Here is a 16632-nt window from a genome sequence, read left to right on the forward strand (position 1 = left end):
ATTAACGTGATGCGTTCCCCGTATCCAGAAGCGACGTTCCGTGGGAGTTGTCGATGGTACAAAGCCAGCGACCGTCGCTTTCCTGTCGAAAAACATAGGTTGCGCGGCGGGACATTTCCGTTATCCCACCCTGACCATCAGGAAAACGCAGAACGGTTTCCATGATAACGAGGGCATTGTCACCGCCTTCGATCACCTGCATCTCTCCTTGTTCCACAATCAATTGGTCCTGGAAATAATCAGAAATGGCAATAAACGCGCTGCGAATATTTTCTTTTCCGTTAACCGTCATGCCGGGCTTGACCACCAGAGCCGCGTCGTCGGCGTAGTACTCCATCAGGGCGTCATAGTTTTTGGTCGTGATGGCGCGATCGCAGGATTCGATGATCTGGCGTAGCGGATGTGGGGTCATGCGAGTTTCCTTGTTAAGGGCTAAACAGGTATTAACGTAACAGTCTGGCGTGTTTGTATAGCTACCAGGTCTTATGGATGGTGCTGTGGGTTTGAAGTGGAGGCGCTAAGTAACGTTACGTTTGCAATGAGTGGGACGCAAACATAGCTAACACATTCCGCAGATATCACGGCGATAATTGTTCAGTTGCCTAAAAATAGACCAGCACTAATGGCAGAGTTTACCGGAGGATTTAGTTTAAGCTGGAAAATTTCTCTAAAGTTTTTCGCGGAATAGCCGTTCAGTTAATGAGAACTTTGGTCAACAGATATTGTGGTCAAATAAAGTGTAGCATCTTGTAGTTAATTATATTTTTTTAGTTGCTATAAATAAAATTTATTTAATTAGGGGTAGTGATGATTAAAATCTTAGGGTTTATATTCGTAATGCTTACTGCCGGGTGTTCAACGCCAGGGAAGCCGGCGTTCTATTATACCTGGACACAATATAAAACTGGTGTTGAAGTGATGCTGGTTAATGAACCCCAGTATAAAGATGGTTTTGATGGAATTCTCCGCCTCGACGATAAAGGTGAATACGCAGTAATGACCGTTTACTACGGTGGGGATTTGTCTGGTCATTTTGGTTACGTCACCAAGGCCAGCCTCGAACATTGGATAACTTTGTACACTAACTTTTTAAAATGGGATCCGACAAAACCAGCACAGACGACGAAATTCAATATTCCGGATAATCTCTCGTGGACTCATAAAAGCTACGATGTTGAGTATCAATTTATGAACGGCAAAAAACTATTTATCATAAGGAAGCACGGTAATGGTAACTGGTTTGTAGACTTCTCAGTGCTCTCGATGGATGAAGCCAATATAACGAAATTGAATGAAGTCTATATCGAATTGAGAGAGAGGCTGAAATAGCCCGTGAAGTATTACTCTACAAGCCTCCGTTGGGAGGCTTTTTTCTTTCTGGCAGAATAAATCAGGCCGCTTTCACCGCCCTGATTTTTTTCGTGTCAGCCGCATCGGATTCAGTTTTATCCGCTGCAGCTGGGGCATTGAGATCGGGAAGCTTGCTAGTACGCAGAATATGCTGCACGGTCTCTTTCTGCTCGGCGAGATACAGGCCAAGATTTTCAGCCTGCGTTTCATCCATCTGCATTCCGCTTTGCAACAGCCAGTCGGTGAACGCATCTGCCATATCGAGCAGCTTGTCGTGAGCGTCAGCCTCTTTCTTACTGGCAAATGTCATTTTCTCTTCACCTTTTCTTATGACAACATATTTTGTTTCAACAGCCATCGTGCACCTCGCTATACTGTATTTATATACAGTGTAGCAGCAACAGATGGACGTTGCAGCAAAATATGCATTACTGGCGAAGCTGCTGTGTTTCCGGGCCACCCATACTCCGCCGCCATGCCCCAGGCGCCTGACCATACTGACGCTTAAAGCTGCGGTTGAAGGACTGCTGGGAGTCGAAGCCCAGCGCGATCGCCACGTTTAGAATAGGCTCATCGCTGCGGGTTAAGCGCTCAACCGATTTTTGCAGCTTTTGCGCGCGAATATACCCGGCGAGGGGATAGCCCGTATGCTCTTTGAAGAGGCGCTGGAGGTGCCATTTTGAGTAGCCGGACCGCCTGGCGACGGACTCAATGTCCAGACGGCTATCCAGGTTGTTGTCGATCCAGTCGAGTAAATCATGCATAAATGCGCCAGTGTTCATCTGGTTACTCCCACGCTGCCTGTCAAAAAGTATCTTTGTCTGTTGCATTAAAAGGTGGCGCGTTTTTGTATTAATTGCAAGTTTTATTGTTGCATTTAAATCCCTGACCGAAACGGGTCTTTTCACATCCGCTCAAATAGCACATAAAGTGCAACAATTATTCTTGCACTTAGTTAAGCGCCTTCCTACAATCGCCGCGATAGTGTATTCGCAACTGTTACAGTTTTGTGGCGATGAACGACACAAATGGCCTTGAGATAGCCACCGGACAAAGGAAGTGGCGCAGTGCCTCCTGCTGCGTCTTGCCCGGCGGCGACAATTACCGGAATAAAAATAATGAGCCTGCAAAAAACCTGGGGTAACTTTCATCTGAACGCGCTGGGGGCCATGTTGCTCTCCGTGCTGCTCGTCGGATGCGACAACAGCGTCGCGCAAAACGCCGCGCCGCCTGCGCCCGCCGTCAGCGCTGCTGACGTGGTGGTGAAATCCATTAGCCAGTGGGATAGCTTTAACGGCCGGATTGAAGCGGTGGAGAGCGTTCAGCTCCGTCCGCGCGTTTCCGGCTACATTGATAAAGTGAATTACACCGACGGCCAGGAAGTGAAGAAGGGCGAGGTGCTATTCACGATTGATGACCGAACCTATCGCGCGGCGCTGGAACAGGCGCAGGCGAACCTGGCGAGAGCTAAAACGCAGGCCAGCCTGGCGCAAAGTGAGGCTAATCGTACCGATAAGCTGGTCAATACCAACGTTGTCTCCCGCGAAGAGTGGGAGCAGCGTCGTTCGGCCGCCACTCAGGCGCAGGCCGATATTCGTGCCGCGCAGGCAGCAGTTGACGCCGCGCAGCTCAACCTGGACTTCACCAAAGTCACCGCGCCTATCGACGGTCGCGCCAGCCGGGCGCTGATCACCAGCGGAAACCTGGTGACGGCGGGTGACACCGCCAGCGTTCTTACCACGCTGGTCTCGCAGAAAACGGTTTACGTCTACTTTGACGTGGACGAGTCGACCTATCTTCACTACCAGAATCTGGCCCGCAGCGGGCAGGGGGCTTCCAGCAATCATACGGCGCTTCCGGTTGAGATTGGCCTGACGGGCGAGGAGGGATATCCCCACCAGGGTAAAGTGGACTTCCTGGATAACCAGCTGACGCCGAGTACCGGCACCATCCGTATGCGCGCGCTGCTGGATAACGCGCAGCGTCAGTTCACGCCGGGACTTTTTGCCCGCGTACGCCTGCCGGGCAGCGCGGAGTTCAAAGCCACGCTTATCGACGACAAAGCGGTGCTGACCGATCAGGATCGTAAGTACGTTTATATCGTCGATAAAGAGGGGAAAGCGCAGCGCCGCGACATCACGCCGGGCCGTCTGGCAGACGGTTTACGCATCGTGCGGCAGGGGCTGAACCCTGGCGATAAAGTCATCGTCGAGGGTTTACAAAAAGTGTTTATGCCGGGTATGCCGGTTAACGCCAAAACCGTTGCCATGACCGCCACCAGCGCCCTCAACTGATCCCTTGACCTGAGAATCCTACCCATGGACTTTTCCCGCTTTTTCATCGACAGGCCGATTTTTGCCGCGGTGCTGTCGATTCTGATTTTTATCACAGGGTTAATCGCCATCCCGCTGCTGCCGGTGAGCGAATATCCTGACGTCGTGCCGCCAAGCGTGCAGGTGCGCGCGGAGTACCCGGGCGCCAACCCGAAAGTGATTGCCGAGACCGTGGCGACGCCGTTGGAAGAGGCGATCAACGGCGTTGAGAACATGATGTACATGAAGTCCGTCGCGGGCTCCGACGGCGTGCTGGTCACCACTGTCACCTTCCGTCCGGGAACCGACCCGGATCAGGCGCAGGTGCAGGTGCAAAACCGCGTCGCGCAGGCCGAAGCGCGTCTGCCGGAAGACGTGCGGCGCCTGGGCATTACCACCCAGAAACAGTCCCCGACGCTGACGCTGGTGGTGCATCTGTTTTCGCCCAACGGTAAGTACGACTCCCTGTATATGCGTAACTACGCCACGCTGAAGGTGAAGGACGAGCTGGCGCGTCTGCCCGGCGTCGGCCAGATCCAGATTTTCGGCTCGGGCGAGTACGCGATGCGCGTCTGGCTGGATCCCAACAAGGTGGCGGCCCGCGGGCTGACCGCGTCGGACGTGGTCACGGCGATGCAGGAGCAGAACGTTCAGGTATCCGCCGGGCAGCTTGGCGCCGAGCCGCTGCCGAAAGAGAGCGATTTCCTGATCTCCATTAACGCCCAAGGGCGTCTGCATACCGAAGAAGAGTTCGGCAATATTGTCCTGAAAACGACGCAGGACGGTACGGTCGTCCGCCTGCGCGACGTGGCGCGTATCGAAATGGGGTCCGGCAGCTATGCGCTGCGCTCCCAGTTGAACAATAAAGACGCGGTCGGGATTGGTATCTTCCAGTCGCCGGGGGCGAACGCCATTGATTTGTCTAACGCGGTGCGCGCGAAAATGGACGAACTGTCCACGCGCTTCCCGGCAGATATGAAATGGGCGGCACCTTACGATCCAACCGTTTTCGTGCGCGACTCCATCCGTGCGGTCGTGCAAACGCTGCTGGAAGCGGTGGTGCTGGTAGTGCTGGTGGTGATCCTGTTCCTGCAAACCTGGCGCGCGTCGATCATTCCGCTGATCGCGGTGCCGGTTTCGGTGGTGGGTACCTTCAGCATTCTCTACCTGCTCGGCTTCTCGCTGAACACCCTGAGCTTGTTCGGGCTGGTGCTGGCCATCGGTATCGTGGTGGACGATGCCATCGTGGTGGTGGAAAACGTCGAGCGAAACATAGAAGAGGGGCTTGCTCCGCTTGCGGCGGCGCATCAGGCGATGCGCGAAGTGTCCGGGCCGATTATCGCGATTGCGCTGGTGCTGTGCGCGGTGTTTGTGCCGATGGCGTTTCTCTCGGGCGTTACCGGTCAGTTCTACAAGCAGTTTGCGGTGACGATCGCGATATCTACGGTGATTTCAGCGATTAACTCGCTGACGCTCTCTCCGGCGTTGGCGGCACTGCTGTTAAAACCGCACGGCGCGCCGAAGGATTTCCCGACCCGGCTTATCGATCGTCTGTTCGGCTGGATTTTCCGTCCGTTTAACCGCTTTTTCCACCGCAGCTCGAACGGCTATCAGGGGCTGGTGGGCAAAACGCTGGGACGACGCGGCTCGGTATTTGTGGTGTATCTGCTGCTGCTCTGTGCCGCTGGCGTCATGTTTAAAGCGGTTCCCGGCGGGTTTATTCCGACGCAGGATAAGCTGTACCTGATTGGCGGCGTGAAAATGCCGGAAGGTTCTTCGCTGGCGCGCACCGACGCGGTGATCCGCAAAATGAGCGAAATCGGGATGAATACCGAAGGCGTGGACTACGCGGTTGCGTTCCCGGGGCTGAACGCGCTGCAGTTCACCAACACGCCGAATACCGGGACGGTCTTCTTTGGCCTGAAGCCGTTCGATCAGCGCAAACATACTGCGGCGGAAATTAACGCTGAGATCAACGCGAAAATCGCGCAAATTCAGGAAGGTTTTGGCTTCTCCATTCTGCCACCGCCGATTTTAGGGCTGGGTCAGGGGTCGGGCTATTCTCTGTACATTCAGGATCGCGGCGGTCTGGGGTATGGGGCGCTGCAAAACGCGGTGAACACCATGTCCGGTGCGATTATGCAGACGCCGGGAATGCACTTCCCGATCTCAACCTACCAGGCTAACGTTCCGCAGCTGGACGTGCAGGTAGACCGTGATAAGGCGAAAGCGCAGGGCGTATTGCTGACCGATCTTTTCGGTACGCTGCAAACCTATCTTGGCTCGTCGTACGTGAACGACTTTAACCAGTTCGGCCGTACCTGGCGCGTGATGGCGCAGGCCGACGGACAGTTCCGCGACAGCGTGGAAGATATTGCGAATCTGCGCACCCGTAATAGCCAGGGCGAAATGGTGCCGATTGGCAGCATGGTGAAAATCACGACCACCTACGGCCCGGATCCGGTGATCCGCTACAACGGCTACCCGGCGGCAGATCTGATTGGCGATGCCGACCCGCGCGTGCTTTCGTCTGCGCAGGCGATGACGCAGCTGGACGCCATGTCTAAGCAGATCCTGCCAAACGGGATGAACATTGAATGGACGGACCTGAGCTTCCAGCAGGCGACGCAGGGCAACACGGCGCTGATCGTCTTCCCGGTCGCGGTGCTGCTGGCGTTCCTGGTCCTGGCGGCGCTGTATGAAAGCTGGACGCTGCCGCTGGCGGTGATCCTTATCGTGCCGATGACCATGCTCTCCGCGCTGTTTGGCGTCTGGCTGACCGGTGGCGATAACAACGTCTTCGTGCAGGTGGGGCTGGTGGTTCTGATGGGGCTGGCGTGTAAAAACGCGATTCTTATCGTGGAGTTTGCCCGCGAGCTGGAAATTCAGGGCAAAGGCATTATGGAAGCCGCGCTGGAGGCGTGCCGCCTGCGTTTACGTCCGATTGTGATGACCTCCATCGCCTTTATTGCCGGGACTATTCCGCTGATCCTCGGCCACGGCGCGGGCGCAGAAGTGCGCGGCGTCACCGGGATCACGGTCTTCTCCGGGATGCTGGGCGTGACGCTGTTTGGCCTGTTCCTGACGCCGGTGTTTTACGTGACGCTGCGTAAGTTCGTGACGCGCGGGAAAAAAGAGGAAAGGGACGTTCTGCCCGCGTAGGAATGCTGCAGATAATAAAAAACCGCCTTCACTGTGAAGGCGGTTTTTTTTACATCTGAATATGGGCCGGGTAAGCGCAGCGCCAGCCGGCAAGATCGTTAAGACGTTTTTTGATACTGGGCAATAAGGTCGGGGAGCGGATCCCATCCGCTGCTATCGGCGTTTTTGACCGCTTCGAGGGCGCTTGCCACGGTATGGCGGGCCAGTACCGCTAACGAAGCCTCCTCGGCTTCTTCGGATATCGATTTGAAATACCAGCAGGCGTTAGCGCTGACCACGCAGCGGGCCGGCACGTCAGGGCGCGACGCCCACAGCTTTTTATCTTCGATTACCGAAAGGTAGATGTCGCGCAGGGTGATCTCTTCCGGCGGGCGACCAAGATGAATTGAGCCGTTACGGCCAAGCGTTGAGACGATAATGCCGTCACGCGTCAGCGGAACCATCAATTTGCGGATGAAGCTCGGGTTCGCTTCCAGGCCGTAGGCCAGAATCGCACTCGTAGAACGTTCACCCAATTGCTCCGCCATCGCTACGCTGAGAACCATCTGCAAAGCTGTCGGGAAGCGGTAATCTAACATTTCTCTGTCCTGGGTTGCGGTGAATCTTGTTCTTTTTGGCACCGCAGAGGTGAATAAGCAATAAACAACAATATAACAAATACGGTAATTATTTTGAAGCAATCTGCGGCATTTGCGATCGAACCCCCCGTTCTGATTTAGCAAAACGTGCGGTTCGGGAAGTCAACCGTCACCATCAGGCCACCTTCAGCGGAAGTACTCAGGTTTACGCTGCTGTTGTGTTGCTGCGCCACCGCCTTGACGATGGCAAGCCCCAGCCCGCTCCCGCTTTGCACCTGATTGGGGTCGCGGAAAAACCGGTCGAACACGCGCTCGCGCAGTTCAACCGGAATACCGGGCCCTGCATCTGAAACGCGAAGCCGCGCGAAGCCATCTGCTATGCAGACATCGACCTGAATCCGCCCGCCCTCGGGACTGTACTTCACGGCGTTCTCAATGAGGTTATCAATAAGCGACACCAGGCGTTCCCTGACGCCGGGGATCCAGATGTCATCCTCGGCGAAGAATTCCAGTTCTATCCTGCGCGCAGAGGCCAGCGGTTCCAGCTCGGCCATTCGCTCCTGGATGAGCGTCGTCAGCGGCACGGTCTCCATTTCCGTATCAATGCGCGCTTCGCTGTGCATCATCAGAAGCAGCTGGTTGACGAGACGCGCTGCCCGGCTGTTGCTGCGAATCACCCCCGCAAGCAGCTCCTGCTGGCTCTCTCTGATGACCCAGGACTGCAGCGCTTCCACGTTGATGCGCATCGCCGCGAGGGGGGTACGCAGCTCGTGCGCGGCATCCGCAATGAAAACCCGTTCCCTTTCCGCGCTAAACGGTTTCGTATGTTTTACTGCCCGTGAGGATGGGAGGGCTGCGCAGGTCCTCCCACAGAATGAAGGTTAGAAAAAGACACCACAGCAGGGTCAGCAGCATCTGGGCGATGATAATTCGGCGCACCAGCGTCGGGCGCCTCAGGTGATACCAGACGTTTTGCATTAACCGGTCACCTTTTGAATGGAGACGGTATCAATGACGTACCCGACGCCCCGCACCGTCCGCACATAGCCGTCGCCGATTTTTCGCCGCAAGTTTCCCATATGCACGTCGAGCGCATTGCTGAGGTTCTCTTTGTTGCCGAATATCCGTTCTTCCAGAAACCGTCGCGTAATCACGCGGTCGGCGCGCAGCATCAGCGTTTCCAGCAGCGCATATTCACTCGCCGTCAGGTCTACGTGGCGCGCGCTGACCGTCACGCGGCGCGTCGGAACATGAAGCGATAAGCCTCGAATTTCTATCGCTTCATTCTCGAAGCCGTAGCTGCGCCGCGCCAGGGCTCTGACTCGCGCCAGCAGTTCGGCGAGAATAAAAGGCTTTACGAGATAGTCGTCTGCACCTGCATCCAGCCCGCACAGGCGATCCTGCAGCGTACCTCGCGCCGTCAGGATGATGACCGGGATCCCCTTGAGCTGCTGACGCAAACGCGCCATCAGGCTCATGCCGTCGCCGTCGGGCAGCCCCAGGTCGAGCAAAATAAGTTCCGGCACGCAGACGTCCAGCTGATGCAGCGCATCCTCTTTGCGGCGTACCCATATGACGTCAAATCCTTGATCCGAGAGGGCGATACGTACGCCGTTGCCGAGATCCAGGTCGTCTTCGATTAGTAAAATTTTCACACTGGCAACTGTATCAACCGTGAATGAAGAACATCTTAAGAAAAAAACGGTATCAGGAAACCTGCCCGGTTTACAGCGCCTGCTCGCGCTTCAGTGTTTCTTCATGTTCGGCTCATAAGAACCTTAGGGTCGGTATTCAAAATGGGCGTTCTGGCGGTTAACCGCATGCATCGTCATCATTTGAATCCAGAAGGGCTTCTTTAATGAGAAACATTGAACTGCGTCATTCGTTCCCCCATTTACTTCCGGGCCGCAGCCTGAAAAACCTCGTGCCGGGCTTCGTTCTGGCGTTACTGGCCATGCCTGCGCTGGCGACAGAACAGAGTCAGGGTAACGTCTTAACGCTGGGGGGCGGCGTGGACGTCGCGCCGCGCTACTCGGGTTCCGATAAAACCCGCCTCAGTGCGGCTCAGGTGGTGGAGCACGCCATGGCAAACGGCTTTTTTATCGGCACCACGAGAGGGATCGGTTACGGCAACAACATTGGCAACCTGGACTACAGCGCCGCGCTGAGCTATCGAGTTGGGCGTAAAGATAAAGACGTGAGCAGCGATTCCATCAGCTCCGGCAGCGACGAGCTGCGAGGAATGGGCGAGATAAAAGGCTCGGCAATCATTGTGCCCGGGCTGGAGTACAGGGTGACCGACTGGCTTCACCTGCAGATGCAGGCAGAGGTACCGGTTTCAGAAAGAGACAACGGTGAAGCGGTTCATTTCGGCATTTCCAGCCCGTTCTACACCTCATCAAAAAATGAGGTGACGCTGGCGCTGACCGGTAGCTGGGGATCCGACAAGTACATGCAGACCTACTATGGGGTCAGCGCCGCCCAGTCGAGCGCATCGGGCTTTGCCCAACATGACGTCGGGGCCGGGATTTATAGCTACTCGATGAATCTGGACTGGACCCACAGGCTCACCTCGCGCTGGAGCGTCCTTGCCTCAGCGGGCGTTACGCAGCTGACGGGGGATGCGGGTGATAGCCCCATTGTGCAACGCAAAACATCGCCCACGGGGAGTTTGAAGGTGACGTACAGTTTTTGATGTTGGCTGCGGTGGCTTAACGTTTTGAGCACGCATTTGCGGTAATTTAAGCCGCTCCGGTTGAGATGGCGGGGCGGTTCCCTTTGCAGAAAGTTACAGCACTGCACACGTGGTTGACGGATTTATCTAAAGCTCCATTGTGCCGTAATGACAAACACGGAAGGTATGATAATACCCACATCCATTCCAAAATAAGACGTAAAATTATACTGGAACCCATGATATATATAGGGCGAAAATCCTATTCCCGTTGCTTTTTTAAAATCATGGTATGAACCATGGTCACCACAATCATCGAAAGTATCAAAGAAAAATTCACCTACATAGCCATAGATTCCTTTAAAAACCCAACCGTTATCCCATCCAGCCCAGTCTCTTCTTACGCCGGCAGCCAGGCATCTGTCATTAAAGCTGTTTTTCATTGTCCCTAGCACAAGACTGTATTTCGACGTATCCGAGAATTTCCTCTCAACGGATATGAACTTATTTTCAAAGTTCTCCGTGTATTGTCCTCGATTATGCGTCAGATGATAAACGTATGAGCCGGTATTTATTGAATACAGATTTATTTCATCTGCAGAGCAATGCAACGTAAAAAGATAAAAACTTCCGCACCACAGCCATGTGGGCCATCTTTTCCGATCTGTCTGCTTATGTGGAATATTATCCATATTCGCTCACTTTGGCTAACGAACTGAAATTATAAGGACTATTTTCGGTCTTCGGCTGGATAAATTTTAGCATACATACCAAAACTCGAGATATTCACGTCACGGATTGGGGGCTGAAATTACGATAGAACATGTTCTGCGAACCCTTACCCCAAGCGCTTACACGAGTGAAAATCAGCCTTTTTGCCGCCGCTAAAATCATAGCCTCTGAGGTATAATCGCTGTTCAGAAAAAGGCAAAGAGGATGTGACAAGATGCTGACTTATATCACTATAGGTACAAATGATCTTCAGCGCGCCGCGGCGTTTTATGACGCGATTTTTAAAGTACTTGGCTATTCACGTTTGCCTGCCTGGACCAAGGACTGGGCAATGTGGGGAGATGAAAATAATCCAGATGAGGGGTTTAGCTTCTGTATTTGTCCTCCCTTTGACCGACAACCCGCAACGGCGGGAAACGGGACCATGTTCGCATTCCGTGCAGCTAACGCGGAGCTTGTCAGACGTTTCCATGCAGCAGGCCTTCTTGCGGGAGGAAAGAGTGAAGGCATGCCAGGGACACGAACCGCGTACGGCCCCGATTTTTATGTTGCCTATCTGCGCGATCCTGACGGGCATAAGCTGGCATGCGTTTGTCAGCATTATTCTCCTGAAGCCGATACGTTCCCATGCGAAGAATAGTCACAAGCGGTCGTTTTTGAACTATGTTTAACACCAGTCAGGATAATAAATAGTTGAACTGTTATTAGATTCTGAATAGTGGCGGCCTTAATCCGGAGCATTTGAAAGCCAGAACCTCACTGAGAAGTGTGCCAGCATGACGTGGCTAATATTCCTATCCGGAGAACAACGTGTTCGGAAAACAATTGTTAAACTACATGCCAGGTTTACAAACTTTGTTAGCCTACGATAAAAGCTGGCTAAAAAATGATGTTAAAGCTGGCTTATCCGTTGCGGCTGTCGCGCTTCCGGTGGCTATTGCTTATGCTGAGTTGGCGGGTGTTGGGGCAATAGTGGGGCTCTATTCCTGCGTTTTACCGATGATAGCGTATGCACTCTTTGGTTCTTCACGTCAGCTTATTGTGGGCCCTGATGCCACGACCTGCGCGGTGATTGCGGCCGTCGTGTTTCCTCTTTCTGCAGGTAATCCCGAACTGCACTGGCAGCTGACCATTATCATGACGTTGATGATGGGTGGGTGGTGCCTGCTTGCCAGTAAATTCCGCCTGGGCGCACTTGCCGATCTGCTTTCTCATCCCATCCTTACGGGTTTGCTTAATGGCGTTGCCGTGACGATTATTGTCGGGCAATTAGGCAAGGTGTTGGGGATAAAACTCGACGAAGCGCAGGTTATTGAGAAAATAATGGCCTTGCCAGGCCGTCTTTCAGAAAGCCATTTATTAACCGTTGGCATATCGCTTTTAACGTTAATTATTTTAATGGCGATCAAAACGTATCGCAGCCACTGGCCAGCACCGTTGATTGCCATTGTGATGACAACGTTACTGGTATGGGCGACATCTGCACAACAGTATGGTATTGCCACTATTGGGGGAGAAGGCTTCCAGCCTGGTTTACCCGTCGTTAACTGGGCCGCGTTCCAGCCCGGTCCGATGCGTGATTTAGTGATCCCGGCGCTGAACCTGGCGTTGGTCAGTTTTGTCAGCCTGATGCTGACCGCCCGCAGTTTCGCCGCGAAAAATGGCTATGAAATTAATGCTGATGCAGAGTTCCGGGCGCTGGGGATTGCGAACCTCATGTCGGGATTATCTCAGGGGTTTGCTATCAGTGGAGCCGATTCCCGGACCGCGGTTAATGATTCAGTGGGTGGGAAAAGCCAGCTGGTTTCCATCGTCGCAGCCTTACTCATCGGTATCGTAGTGGTGTTTTTCACTCAGCCATTACAATTTATTCCGGTATCTGCATTAGGTATTGTTTTGATGTACGCATCCTGGTCATTAATTGATCTGCGCGGGTTATGGAACCTGAGGCGTAGAAATAAACAGGCATTTCGCCTGGCCTTCTTCACGTTTGGCTGTGTGTTAATTATCGGCGTTATCCAGGGGATCGGCCTTGCGGTGTTGCTTGGCCTGTTACAGTTCCTGCGTACGGTGTTTCGTCCCTCTGAGCACTTACTGGGAACTGACGACGATGGCATGATTCACTCATTAGGTAATACAACCGATATTAAAATGGTCCCGGGGGTGCTGATGTATCGATTTAACTCACCGTTGACCTATTTTAACGTGGCTTATTTTAAACGTCGGGTATTGAACCTGGTTGATGGTGCAGCAGTACAGCCTAAATGGGTGGTCATTGATGCCGTTGCTTGCTTCACCTATTCAGACATCAGCGTTCTGGCAACCATAAATGAGTTAAAGCGCGATCTGAAAGGTCGACAGATTACGTTAATCCTTGCGGGCAGAAAAACGGAATTAACGCGCTGGTTTAAAGATAGCCGGCCAACAATGAATGATGATGACATGATTCTGGCGCCAGACCTCTATCTGGCACTTCGGTTCATTCAAAGCAAAGAGAGTGCGAGTGAATCAGGTAGCGAGGTATAAGCTAAAGGCTTGCCCGCCAACCGCGAGCAAGCCGCATCCCTTAACGATACAGCGTTTTTTCCGCAACCGGAATAAGCAGCCCGGCTCGCCAGTCCGCGAGCGTCAGCTGAGCAAGCCTGCCCAGCGCGGTATAAAAGGGATGCCCGGCGTTTTCCACAAACACCGACAGGAAGCGGGTGCTCCACGGCAGCAGGTGCCACGCCAGAAGCTGAGCGCACTCTGCTTCGTGGCCATTCTCGGCCAGCCACGCCGCCAGCAGCAGCAAAGTACCAAAATGATCTTCCGGCTCATTCTGCTGCATCTCAAACGCGATATTGTTCTCACGCATCCACTGGCGCAGCGCGAGGGTCGAGTCGCCAAACAATACGGACTCACGGTCCAGCCAGACGGAACCCCACGGCGGAGCGGGCAGGGCATACGGACCAATAAACAGCCGTTGCCAGGCGTCCGCCAGCGGCTCATCGGAAGATGAGGCAAACGTATCGGCAACGGGCTGCAGCGTTTCTGCAGGCAGAGGCCAGTCCTGAACCCATTCGCCAGCGGTGAGCGCTTTCACCAGCGGCGCGGCCTGCTCGCTGTCCGGAGCGAAATAAAACAGCGCGCCCAGCACCCGGGCGCTGAACGCGAACGATTCACTATGTGAGACGTCTTTCATTAAACCTTCCTTGCTCGCGCGGATGACGTCCGCGCGACTGTGTTAAACGATAATACTGACCACAGAATAAACCAGGGTCTCGTGTTTCACCCTCTACACTTTCTCAATCTGCACCAGATTGGTGTGCTGCGGGTTGCCTTTTGCCAGCGGAGAAGGACGATGGGTCGTCAGCGTGTTGATGCAGGAGCCGTGGTCGATACGATCGCCACTCATATTGGCATCGTGCCAGGCGCCCTGGCCCATGGCGCTCACGCCGGGCATGATGCGCGGCGTCACTTTCGCTTCAATTCGCACCTCGCCGCGGCTATTAAAGACGCGCACCGTATCGCCGTTCTTAATGCCGCGTTTTTCGGCATCGACAGGATTAAGCCACACCTCCTGGCGGCAGGCCGCTTTCAGCACGTCGACGTTACCGTAGCTCGAGTGGGTACGGGCTTTGAAGTGGAACCCGAAAAGCTGCAGCGGGAACTGCGTGCGCTCGGGTGCGTCCCAGCCGTCAAAGGTCGATGCGTAGACGGGCAGAGGGCTGATGGTCTCATCTTTTGCCAGCTCCCAGGTGGCCGCAATCTCTGCCAGCTTGCTGGAGTAAATTTCAATCTTGCCCGATGGCGTTTTCAGCGGATTGGCTTCAGGGTTCTCGCGGAATTTTTTATAGGCCACGAAGTGTCCGTTCGGATCTTTGCGCTTATAGATGCCCATTTTTTTCAGCTCGTCATATGACGGAAGCTGAGGATCTTTCGCGAGCATTTTGGCATACAGAAACTGCAGCCACTGTTCCTGCGTGCGTCCTTCGGTGAATTTCTGATGGATATCCGGCCCGAGGCGTTTCGCCACTTCGCTCATGATCCAGTAGATCGGCTTACGCTCGAACTTCGGCGCGGTCACGGGCTGGAGGAAAATCAGGTAGCCCATATTTCCCGCATAATCGTTAGGAATGATATCTTCCTGCTCGACGGTCATCAGGTCCGGCAGCACGATATCGGCATACTTCGCTGACGAGGTCATGAAATTGTCGATGACGACAATCATTTCGCACTTGCTTTCATCCTGCAGGATATCGTGGGTTTTATTGATATCGGAGTGCTGGTTGATGATGGTATTGCCCGCGTAGTTCCAGATGAACTTAATCGGCACGTCCAGCTTATCTTTCCCACGCACGCCGTCGCGCAGGGCGGTCATCTCCGGTCCGCGGGCGATGGCGTCCGTCCAGCTGAAGCAGGATATTTGCGTTTTGACCGGATTATCCGGTATCGGCATACGTTCGATGGTAATGGTGTATGTCGACTCACGCGCGCCGCTGTTGCCGCCGCTAATCCCCACGTTTCCAGTCAGAATAGGCAGCATGGCGATGGCGCGCGACGTCAGCTCGCCGTTCGCCTGGCGCTGTGGTCCCCAGCCCTGGCAGATATAGGCCGGTTTCGCGGAGCCGATTTCCCGGGCCAGCTTGATGATGCGATCCGCCGGAATGCCGGTGATGCGTGAGGCCCACTCCGGCGTTTTCGCCGTGCGGTCATCGCCCTGGCCGAGAATGTACGCTTTGTAGTGGCCGTTAGCGGGCGCGCCTTCCGGCAGCGTTTTTTCGTCGTAGCCAACACAGTATTTGTCGAGAAAAGGCTGGTCGACCAGGTTTTCGTCGATCATTACCCACGCGATCCCCGCCACCAGTGCGGCATCGGTACCCGGACGGATCGGGATCCATTCATCTTCGCGTCCGGCTGCCGTATCGGTATAGCGCGGGTCGATAACGATCATTCGCGCGTTTGAGCGCTCGCGGGCCTGCTCCAGATAATAGGTAATCCCGCCGCCGCTCATGCGCGTTTCCGCCGGATTATTGCCGAACATCACCACCAGTTTGCTGTTTTGAATATCCGAGGTGCTGTTCCCGTCGTTGCTGCCGTAGGTGTAGGGCATGGCGCAGGCGATTTGCGCCGTGCTGTAGGTGCCGTAGTGGCTCAGGAAACCGCCGTAGCAGTTCATCAGGCGCGCCACCAGCGAAGCGTAAGGGGAGGAGCGGGTGATATTGCCGCCGACAATCCCGGAGGAGTAGTTAATATACACCGCTTCGTTGCCGTATTTGCTGACCACGTTTTTAAGGCTGGCGGTGATGGCGTCCAGCGCTTCATCCCATGTGATGCGCTCGAACTTGCCTTCACCGCGTTTGCCCACGCGTTTCATCGGGTAGTTGAGACGGTCAGGGTGATTGATCCGACGGCGAATAGAACGCCCGCGCAGGCAGGCGCGCACCTGATGGTTACCGTAAATATCTTCACCTGTGTTATCCGTTTCGACCCAGTACACTTCGTCGTCGCGGACGTGCAGACGCAGCGCGCAGCGGCTGCCGCAGTTGACCGAGCAGGCGCCCCACACCACTTTATCTTCAACAGGCTGGACGGCGTTCTTCACCGCCGCGGCGGCGCTTTTTAAACCAAAAGGAAGCGAGATCCCACCGGCGGCCAGCGCCAGAGACCCTATTGCCGTAGATTTCACGAGAGTTCGACGGCTAATCCCGCCGTGATGTTCAGTATCGGACATGGCTCACCCCATCATTATAATTACGTATTATTTTTCCCGAAATGATAACCGGGCTAATGATGGGGTGAGTGTTACTGATTTGGGGGTATTAAATCTTAATCCTTATCAAAT

General features: G+C 54.4%; 14 protein-coding genes and 1 pseudogene. 6 read left to right on the forward strand and 9 right to left on the reverse strand.

The genetic code is table 11. The annotated features are described in order from the left end of the window. Position 1 precedes the first annotated feature (1 nt). Positions 2-412, reverse strand: coding sequence for a YybH family protein (locus ACOTZC_RS03710; protein ID WP_045401217.1), 411 nt, complete (start codon positions 410-412; stop codon positions 2-4). A gap of 395 nt (positions 413-807) precedes the next feature. Here ACOTZC_RS03710 and ACOTZC_RS03715 point away from each other — a divergent pair, with 395 nt between their 5' ends. Then, positions 808-1329 (forward strand): hypothetical protein, encoded by a 522-nt coding sequence (locus ACOTZC_RS03715; protein ID WP_045401214.1) that lies wholly within the window; start codon positions 808-810, stop codon positions 1327-1329. 61 nt (positions 1330-1390) lie between these two features. On the opposite strand, the gene ACOTZC_RS03720 is transcribed toward ACOTZC_RS03715, so the two are convergent. Together ACOTZC_RS03720 and ACOTZC_RS03725 are read right to left on the reverse strand one after the other, a co-directional pair. Further along, positions 1391-1708: a YebG family protein gene (locus ACOTZC_RS03720; RefSeq protein ID WP_045401210.1), complete on the reverse strand. Its 318-nt coding sequence runs from the start codon at positions 1706-1708 to the stop codon at positions 1391-1393. A 70-nt stretch (positions 1709-1778) separates the two neighbouring features. Then, positions 1779-2132, reverse strand: coding sequence for a helix-turn-helix domain-containing protein (locus ACOTZC_RS03725; RefSeq protein WP_023311528.1), 354 nt, complete (start codon positions 2130-2132; stop codon positions 1779-1781). Between the two features lie 336 nt (positions 2133-2468). Here ACOTZC_RS03725 and ACOTZC_RS03730 point away from each other — a divergent pair, with 336 nt between their 5' ends. Next, the gene (locus ACOTZC_RS03730) at positions 2469-3644 is read left to right on the forward strand and encodes an efflux RND transporter periplasmic adaptor subunit (RefSeq protein WP_023311529.1); all 1176 of its coding nucleotides are present in this window, start codon (positions 2469-2471) and stop codon (positions 3642-3644) included. Between the two features lie 24 nt (positions 3645-3668). Continuing rightward, positions 3669-6824: a multidrug efflux RND transporter permease subunit OqxB gene (gene oqxB, locus ACOTZC_RS03735; RefSeq protein ID WP_023311530.1), complete on the forward strand. Its 3156-nt coding sequence runs from the start codon at positions 3669-3671 to the stop codon at positions 6822-6824. Between the two features lie 98 nt (positions 6825-6922). On the opposite strand, the gene ACOTZC_RS03740 is transcribed toward oqxB, so the two are convergent. The 3 genes and pseudogenes from ACOTZC_RS03740 to ACOTZC_RS03750 all read right to left on the reverse strand — a co-directional run bounded on the left by ACOTZC_RS03740 (position 6923) and on the right by ACOTZC_RS03750 (position 9057). After that, entirely contained in the window at positions 6923-7402 is a 480-nt protein-coding gene (locus ACOTZC_RS03740; protein WP_029739386.1) for an RrF2 family transcriptional regulator, read from the reverse strand. A 137-nt stretch (positions 7403-7539) separates the two neighbouring features. Beyond that, positions 7540-8380 (reverse strand): annotated as a pseudogene (locus ACOTZC_RS03745) (sensor histidine kinase). After that, entirely contained in the window at positions 8380-9057 is a 678-nt protein-coding gene (locus tag ACOTZC_RS03750) for a response regulator (RefSeq protein ID WP_045354785.1), read from the reverse strand. The pseudogene ACOTZC_RS03745 and the gene ACOTZC_RS03750 overlap by 1 nt, the downstream one beginning before the upstream one ends. Positions 9058-9260: 203 nt before the next feature. On the opposite strand from ACOTZC_RS03750, the gene ACOTZC_RS03755 reads away from it, so the two are divergent. Next, on the forward strand, positions 9261-10097 hold the full coding sequence (locus ACOTZC_RS03755) for a MipA/OmpV family protein (RefSeq protein ID WP_047174830.1): 837 nt from the start codon (positions 9261-9263) through the stop codon (positions 10095-10097). Positions 10098-10219: 122 nt separating this feature from the next. Here the strand turns inward: ACOTZC_RS03755 and ACOTZC_RS03760 are convergent, their stop codons facing one another. Beyond that, positions 10220-10768, reverse strand: coding sequence for a hypothetical protein (locus ACOTZC_RS03760; RefSeq protein WP_223604024.1), 549 nt, complete (start codon positions 10766-10768; stop codon positions 10220-10222). A 254-nt stretch (positions 10769-11022) separates the two neighbouring features. Here ACOTZC_RS03760 and ACOTZC_RS03765 point away from each other — a divergent pair, with 254 nt between their 5' ends. Together ACOTZC_RS03765 and ACOTZC_RS03770 are read left to right on the forward strand one after the other, a co-directional pair. Continuing rightward, positions 11023-11448, forward strand: a complete 426-nt coding sequence (locus ACOTZC_RS03765; protein WP_045401204.1) for a VOC family protein — start codon at positions 11023-11025, stop codon at positions 11446-11448. A gap of 170 nt (positions 11449-11618) precedes the next feature. Beyond that, positions 11619-13334, forward strand: a complete 1716-nt coding sequence (locus ACOTZC_RS03770; RefSeq protein ID WP_045401201.1) for a SulP family inorganic anion transporter — start codon at positions 11619-11621, stop codon at positions 13332-13334. 40 nt (positions 13335-13374) lie between these two features. On the opposite strand, the gene dmsD is transcribed toward ACOTZC_RS03770, so the two are convergent. Continuing rightward, the gene (gene dmsD, locus ACOTZC_RS03775) at positions 13375-13989 is read right to left on the reverse strand and encodes a Tat proofreading chaperone DmsD (RefSeq protein ID WP_421635594.1); all 615 of its coding nucleotides are present in this window, start codon (positions 13987-13989) and stop codon (positions 13375-13377) included. A 93-nt stretch (positions 13990-14082) separates the two neighbouring features. Further along, on the reverse strand, positions 14083-16521 hold the full coding sequence (gene ynfE, locus ACOTZC_RS03780) for a selenate/tellurate reductase subunit YnfE (protein WP_047174829.1): 2439 nt from the start codon (positions 16519-16521) through the stop codon (positions 14083-14085). Between the last annotated feature and the right edge of the window lie 111 nt (positions 16522-16632).

Source organism: Enterobacter cloacae complex sp. SHL009, assembly GCF_049237205.1.
GTDB lineage: Bacteria > Pseudomonadota > Gammaproteobacteria > Enterobacterales > Enterobacteriaceae > Enterobacter > Enterobacter cloacae_M.

What these genes read in the sequence shown, in the direction of transcription:
- ACOTZC_RS03710 (WP_045401217.1), bottom strand. Translation starts at nt 412, where the DNA reads ATGACCCCACATCCGCTACGCCAGATCATCGAATCCTGCGATCGCGCC.
- ACOTZC_RS03715 (WP_045401214.1), top strand. Translation starts at nt 808, where the DNA reads ATGATTAAAATCTTAGGGTTTATATTCGTAATGCTTACTGCCGGGTGT.
- ACOTZC_RS03720 (WP_045401210.1), bottom strand. Translation starts at nt 1,708, where the DNA reads ATGGCTGTTGAAACAAAATATGTTGTCATAAGAAAAGGTGAAGAGAAA.
- ACOTZC_RS03725 (WP_023311528.1), bottom strand. Translation starts at nt 2,132, where the DNA reads ATGAACACTGGCGCATTTATGCATGATTTACTCGACTGGATCGACAAC.
- ACOTZC_RS03730 (WP_023311529.1), top strand. Translation starts at nt 2,469, where the DNA reads ATGAGCCTGCAAAAAACCTGGGGTAACTTTCATCTGAACGCGCTGGGG.
- oqxB (WP_023311530.1), top strand. Translation starts at nt 3,669, where the DNA reads ATGGACTTTTCCCGCTTTTTCATCGACAGGCCGATTTTTGCCGCGGTG.
- ACOTZC_RS03740 (WP_029739386.1), bottom strand. Translation starts at nt 7,402, where the DNA reads ATGTTAGATTACCGCTTCCCGACAGCTTTGCAGATGGTTCTCAGCGTA.
- ACOTZC_RS03755 (WP_047174830.1), top strand. Translation starts at nt 9,261, where the DNA reads ATGAGAAACATTGAACTGCGTCATTCGTTCCCCCATTTACTTCCGGGC.
- ACOTZC_RS03760 (WP_223604024.1), bottom strand. Translation starts at nt 10,768, where the DNA reads ATGGATAATATTCCACATAAGCAGACAGATCGGAAAAGATGGCCCACA.
- ACOTZC_RS03765 (WP_045401204.1), top strand. Translation starts at nt 11,023, where the DNA reads ATGCTGACTTATATCACTATAGGTACAAATGATCTTCAGCGCGCCGCG.
- dmsD (WP_421635594.1), bottom strand. Translation starts at nt 13,989, where the DNA reads ATGAAAGACGTCTCACATAGTGAATCGTTCGCGTTCAGCGCCCGGGTG.
- ynfE (WP_047174829.1), bottom strand. Translation starts at nt 16,521, where the DNA reads ATGTCCGATACTGAACATCACGGCGGGATTAGCCGTCGAACTCTCGTG.